The organism is Hymenobacter algoricola (genome assembly GCF_039539525.1).
In the GTDB taxonomy this organism is placed as follows: Bacteria; Bacteroidota; Bacteroidia; order Cytophagales; family Hymenobacteraceae; genus Hymenobacter; species Hymenobacter algoricola.
On record NZ_BAABDH010000023.1, the window covers coordinates 1 to 5,652 of the forward strand.

General features: G+C 53.6%; 6 protein-coding genes. 3 read left to right on the plus strand and 3 right to left on the minus strand.

Annotation, left to right across the window (positions count from 1 at the left end):
* Positions 1-435: 435 nt before the first annotated feature.
* Together ABD842_RS07785 and ABD842_RS07790 are read right to left on the minus strand one after the other, a co-directional pair.
* A complete protein-coding gene (locus ABD842_RS07785; RefSeq protein ID WP_345112323.1) occupies positions 436-999 on the minus strand; it encodes a Riean_0653 family protein in 564 nt (187 codons plus the stop codon).
* 344 nt (positions 1,000-1,343) lie between these two features.
* On the minus strand, positions 1,344-1,907 hold the full coding sequence (locus ABD842_RS07790) for a recombinase family protein (RefSeq protein WP_345112325.1): 564 nt from the start codon (positions 1,905-1,907) through the stop codon (positions 1,344-1,346).
* 150 nt (positions 1,908-2,057) lie between these two features.
* On the opposite strand from ABD842_RS07790, the gene ABD842_RS07795 reads away from it, so the two are divergent.
* A complete protein-coding gene (locus ABD842_RS07795; protein WP_345112327.1) occupies positions 2,058-2,696 on the plus strand; it encodes a DUF4158 domain-containing protein in 639 nt (212 codons plus the stop codon).
* A gap of 379 nt (positions 2,697-3,075) precedes the next feature.
* Here the strand turns inward: ABD842_RS07795 and ABD842_RS07800 are convergent, their stop codons facing one another.
* On the minus strand, positions 3,076-3,807 hold the full coding sequence (locus tag ABD842_RS07800) for an ArdC family protein (RefSeq protein WP_345112329.1): 732 nt from the start codon (positions 3,805-3,807) through the stop codon (positions 3,076-3,078).
* 448 nt (positions 3,808-4,255) lie between these two features.
* Between ABD842_RS07800 and ABD842_RS07805 the strand changes: the two genes are divergently transcribed.
* Both ABD842_RS07805 and ABD842_RS07810 read left to right on the plus strand, forming a co-directional pair.
* The gene (locus ABD842_RS07805) at positions 4,256-4,759 is read left to right on the plus strand and encodes a Riean_0653 family protein (RefSeq protein ID WP_345112331.1); all 504 of its coding nucleotides are present in this window, start codon (positions 4,256-4,258) and stop codon (positions 4,757-4,759) included.
* Positions 4,760-4,786: 27 nt separating this feature from the next.
* Positions 4,787-5,551 carry a hypothetical protein gene (locus ABD842_RS07810; protein WP_345112333.1) on the plus strand — a complete coding sequence of 255 codons (765 nt, stop codon included), beginning with the start codon at positions 4,787-4,789 and terminating at the stop codon, positions 5,549-5,551.
* The last annotated feature ends 101 nt before the right edge of the window (positions 5,552-5,652 follow it).

A 5,652-nucleotide genomic window follows, 5' to 3' on the forward strand; every position in this document is an offset into this window, starting at 1 on the left:
CTTGAATGCTACCGATAAGGCACAAATACCTCGTAAGAGTAGCGAGGGATGATGGTTTTACACGCCCCTTAAAGCCATCGAAAGAAGCTAGCGAAAACGAACGTTTACTCTATCGCCCACGCCGTTACACCGCCCATTTAATTGCTTGACAAGATGTTAAGCCCGAAAAGCAGGCGTCTGCGCCCCTGAGTCGGAGGTTTTACCCTATTTGTTTAACAACACCCCGAGTGGGGCTAACAAGCTGTCGGCGCGGCGCTGCCAGCCGCTGAGGGGTTCGGGGGGCACCAGCCCCACGGGTGGCTGGCCTATAATGGCTGCGGCTAACGACTGGGCCCGCAAGGGGCTGCCCAAAGCAAGAGCGAGTAGGAGGAGTAGGAATTGCTTCATACAGAAATGGATAAGGGGAATGGAGATGGAATGGAGTCCAGCGGCCAGCTACTGCTTGCGGTCGAAGCGGCCGTTGGTAACGGTAATAATCTTAGTGGGGTCGAGCGTGTTAGCGGCCGTGAACTCGAAGGTGCCCGCCCCTATTCCAGCACGGACATTGGCCAGAGAGAAATCTACATATCCGGTCTGCATCATTCCGGTACCGTATGTATTTCCACTCGTTGCTCCAGCTACTCGATATGTAGCGTGATTGCGCACTGATTGCGCCGGGCCAACTGGGAAATACAGCGTGTTTTGATTAAAAAAATAGCGACCAGTCTGTTGAGAGCGAAAGAACAAGGTGATTGTAGCATTTTGCCCTTTGTGCTGTCCGTTTAGTTCAACGATGTATAGACTGTCGAGGGAAAACCCACCATCTAAGGGCGGAATCCCATTAGACAATAAGCCGCCCCCCCACCCCGTAGCCACGAAGGCTTGCCCATCGATCAGGCAGCCGCCGGTATTCTGGCCTGTACGGGTGGCTTCGGGCAGCTTATCGAGTTCGGTTTTTTCCTTTTTGCAGGCACTGCCCAGCAGTAGAATCAGTATCAGAAAGTGGAAAGAGGATTTCATAACAAGTAGGTAACAGGTGAAGAATTTTGTCTACACAGCATTACACCAAGCCACGAAAGNTATGGGAGTAATACCTCAGGCAAGGATAGTTAATTTTCACTCCACTTCAGCTATTACGCCCAACCGGAATTTGAGTTTACCTGACATGTAAACAGGTGATTTTTAGTGTGAAAACAGGTATAAAATTCCTCCTGCAGCGCCCAAACAGTGTATAGCACCTGACATTTTTTACCCCTAAAAATCCTGACCCCTCCTACTTGTAAATGTTGGACTTCTACTTAGGCTTCTGATAGCAGCAGGATAGAATCCTTCCAGAAACTGTGGGGCCAACTGTATCAGTGGCTTCAGACGGACTGCAGGTGCTTACGGTAGCGTTTGACACTGGAGAGGCTGATGTCGGTTAATACTACTGTTTCGGCCACGGACAGCCCTTTTTCCAATGCTTTCTTCACTTTGGCCAGATTTTCGGCATCGAGTCCCTTGGGGCGGCCAATATGCTTGCCCTGGGCAGCGGCCAGTTGCTGGCCGGCCTTGGTCTTCTCCAGGATGCTCTCGCGGTCGTACTCGGCCAGCGAGGCGAAGATGGAGAGCATGAACTTGCCCGCCGGCGTGGTGGTGTCGATGCCCAGGTCTAGGGCCTTGAAGTGGATGCCGCGCTGGTGAAAGGAGTTGACCAGGTGAATCACATGGTCACGGCTACGGCCCAGACGGAAGAAGCGGGCCACCAGCACCGTGTCCCCCTCGCGCAGCAGCCCCAGCAGCTCATCGAGCGCGGGTCGCTGCAGGCTCATGCCCGTAATCTTGTCCTGGAAGATCTGGTCGCACCCAGCTTTGGTCAGAATGTCAAGTTGGGTGTCCAGGTTCTGGTCGGCGGTGGAAACGCGGGCATAGCCGAAGGTTTTGTTCATGTGGGTCAAAAAGTCAGGTTCACAAAGATATTCCTTTGTTTATTATTGGCCCGACTTTCTGACCCTGCGATTTCGGGTGGTTCACTGTTTGGTGATTCGGCTGCGAACGTGGTTCAGGAAGCTATGGCTTTTTGACCCTCGACTCACTGCATGATTTCGCCCTTTCTCACCGCACCCGAACGCCAGTGCTACCAGCAGGTGCCGGCTACGCTGAGCGAAACCGACCTGCGCCAGCACTTTCATTTGACCACCACGGACCGCGAATTCGTCCAGCGCCAGCGCCGCGACGGCAACCGCCTGGGCTGCGCCATGCAGTTGGGCCTGGTGCGCCTGATGGGCTACTTGCCCAAAGACTGGTTCGAGCAGGTACCGGCGCCGGTGGCTGCCTTTGTCGGCCAGCAGCTGGGCATCGCGCCGGATGCGCTGGCCACCTATGGGGAGCGGGCCGCCACCCGCAGCGAGCACCTGCAGCTGGTGCTGCGGCACCTGAGCTACCGCAAATGGCAGCCGCTGGACAGCCCCGGTCTGGAAGCGTGGCTGCTGGAACGGGCCCTGGAGCATGACCAACCACGCTTGCTGCTGCAGGCCGCGTGTCAAAAATTGCACCAGGACCGCCTGTTGCGGCCCGCCATCTCGGTGCTGGAGCTGCTGGTGAGCCAGGCCTTGCTGCAAACCGACGCGGCGACGTACCAGCGCCTGACCCCGCTGCTTACGTCGGCGGTGGAAGCGCAGCTTGACGCGCTGCTGGTACCGGGGTTCTTGTTCCAAAAGGGCGGTTTTACACGCTAAGCAAATAACCAATTGATTCAGTGATTATTGCCGGCAGAAAATTTGATGTTTATCAAAAAGGAAATCCTTTTTGATAAGCTTCGCATCCCCTCTAAATTGCTTGGAATCGCCCTTTTCTAGCCTGTTTTCGGGCGACCCTTTCTGATAAGGCGCTTAGCGTGTAAAACCGCCCTTTTGGAACAAGAACCCCTATTAAACGCAAAACCGCCCTATTAAGTTGCCTTTTTGGTAAACTTATTTATGTTATTTTGGTAACTTTATTGGCACGAGGTTTGATTTTTTCCCTCTTGTTGCCCTCCTGTTTTTTGCAATTGCAATTCCTTTTGTTCGCCCGCCCAAACCCGGCCGGACAATGCCGGCCGGGTTTGGTGCCCCTCCCCTACTCGCTGTCCTCGGTGGGCGCTGCGGCCTCGCCGGTTTCGTAACTGGGCACGAAACCTAGAATGTGGTTTGCGGCCTTCTGTGCCTGGCTGGCGGCGGATATAATCAGGCGTTTGTCGTTACGCAGGGCCTTCAACCAGTTTTCGAGGTAGGCGGCGCTGCTCTGCTCGGTGCGGGTCAGGTCAAGGCCGGCCGCGTTGCTCAGGAACGAGGCCCCCAACTCGGCCACCAGTTCTTCCTTCGCGTAGCTCTCGCTCCCAAAAGCGGCCTTCTCGGTCAGCGTCGCCCGGTCGAGGCGCTTGCTGTGGCCGGTTGAGTGGGTCAGCTCGTGAAACAGCGTCGAGTAAAAATCTTCGGCCGTGTGAAAGTTGCTGGCTTCGGGCATTTTCACGCTGTCGGTGCTGGTCCGGTAATACGCTTCGCTGCCCGCAAACTTGACGCTGGGGCCTCCAACGTAACCGGCTAGTATCTGCTCGGCCGCTTCCTGGGGCGTGTGCTCCCGGCTGGGCAGCTCGGGCAACTTCCACTCGATGCCGTCAATCTGCGAGATGTTAAACACCGTCGAATACTTCAGGATGGCCACCTTCTTTTCCTGGCCTTTTGCGTCCTCCTTCTTGCCGGTCTGGTAGAATACGACGGGCATTCCCTTCTCCCCTTTCCGAACGCACCCGCCCAACTCGCGGGTTATGTGGAATATAATGCGGCGCTCAATCACTTGTTTCACATACACACATAAATAGTTGCCTTGTTTTGCAAGCAAACGCTTGCAGATACGGTGCAGTGTGCATTTTGACAGTTGGCAAACGGATACTCAGCAGGCGTATTAGAAAAGTATATGCTGAATTTAAAATGTCGAAGCGGGTCAGCAAGCATAGTTCATCTGGGCACTGCACAGGGTGTTTTTTGCCTCGTCTTTGATTCAAACATCCCTGTTTACATGTCAGACGAACGCAAATTCTGGTTGGCGGCGGACATGAAAGTGTACCAGAATTTTGCTATCCTTGCCTGAGTTACTGCTCCTATACCTAGTCGCCCGCACTTATTCACTACCGCGCCGGGCGGCCTTCCCTCACACTCCTGTTGCCCCTGTTTCACGCGTTATACTGCTACCACATTGGTAGCCGGCAGCGCCGTGTAGATGGGACTTTTTGTTGCACTTGTTTTCTTCACCCTTTGCTATGAAAACACCTTTCATTCTGCTCTTCATTCTAGGATTACTCAGCGCCTCAGCCTGTAAAAAAGAAACCGAAGTGGATGCGTTGCCCAAAGCTACTCAAGAGGGTAAGCATACCTTCGGCTGCCTCGTGAATGGCAAAGCCTTTCTGCCTGAGTCCGCGCAAGCCATCTCTATCACCCGTCGAAAACCCTTGGAGGCTTACGTGTATCGTACAGACCTGCTGGTTTCAGCAATGGGTCAGGGATATGTAGAGTTTGCCCTTCGCAACGCCTTCAAGCCTGGCACCTACCTGCTGGGCAAAACTAGTTCCGGTAGTTATGGAACATATACAGAAGGGGCAGGCAGACACTATACAGATGCCGACCACCCCGGTACAGTCACACTTACACGCATTGACACGGTAGCCAAAATAGCTTCCGGCACCTTTCAGTTTACAGCTTTCGCCTACCACAGCGGTGAAATTGTCACTATCACGGAAGGCCGATTCGATACTCGCCTCAAGTAATACCTTTCTACCTTTTTTCGCTTGCTTATGCAAAAATTTTTACTCGTTTTCGCTTTACTGTTGACGGCCCACTTTGGTTGGACTCAGAAGATTGTACCTCTAGCTATTCAGCCTCCTGCCCAGACGGGTGCTCCATTAGCTGTACCTGGCAGCTACCGCTATCGAATGGACAGCCTGATGACAGCGTTGGACAAAACCCAAGTACTTACTGGCATTCTATACGACCGTGTGTTCCCGATAGCGCGACTGGACATCTTTGGCCAAACTACGGCCGATACATCGTCTTATCTACACTTTCTGCAAGCCAATCAGGAATTGTGGTATGCCTCCTACCGTAACGTCGGTCTAGGAGCATCAGCCCTGATACGCAGTCGCGCCATGCAACATACGATGGCTAATAGCGTGCCATTTGGCATCCTGCACTACAAGTTTCATATTCTCGACACGTTAGCGGTACAACAGGGTGCTCTAAGCCAACCAGGCGGCACCCAGGGGGCCCTATACGATGTGGCTGGCCGTAGCCAGTCACCCTATCAGCAGCGCGAAACGCTCGTAGTCGCGGCGCTATCTGACCAAGTAACAGCCGGTACCGTGCAGCTTTCGTTACCGCCCAACCTGACATTTGACAACACTGGCACAGGGATTTCTTTCCTTAGCCTAGATTTCAACGACGGTGCTGGCGCTGCCATCCTTTCACCGGGAGGCAGTGTATATAAGTCCTTTTCAACCGCTGGAGATCACTTTGTTCGTGTTACGGCTCATTTAACCGATGGACGAAGTCTAATTACATAGGGGCTTAGGAAGCAGAAGTCAAGAGAATGGGCGTAACTTACTGTTATGCAGCCTGCTAACCGCTACTATAAGTGCAGCAAAATTTCGACCCTTAAATTCCG

What these genes read in the sequence shown, in the direction of transcription:
- ABD842_RS07795 (WP_345112327.1), top strand. Translation starts at nt 2,058, where the DNA reads ATGATTTCGCCCTTTCTCACCGCACCCGAACGCCAGTGCTACCAGCAG.
- ABD842_RS07810 (WP_345112333.1), top strand. Translation starts at nt 4,787, where the DNA reads ATGCAAAAATTTTTACTCGTTTTCGCTTTACTGTTGACGGCCCACTTT.
- ABD842_RS07790 (WP_345112325.1), bottom strand. Translation starts at nt 1,907, where the DNA reads ATGAACAAAACCTTCGGCTATGCCCGCGTTTCCACCGCCGACCAGAAC.
- ABD842_RS07805 (WP_345112331.1), top strand. Translation starts at nt 4,256, where the DNA reads ATGAAAACACCTTTCATTCTGCTCTTCATTCTAGGATTACTCAGCGCC.
- ABD842_RS07785 (WP_345112323.1), bottom strand. Translation starts at nt 999, where the DNA reads ATGAAATCCTCTTTCCACTTTCTGATACTGATTCTACTGCTGGGCAGT.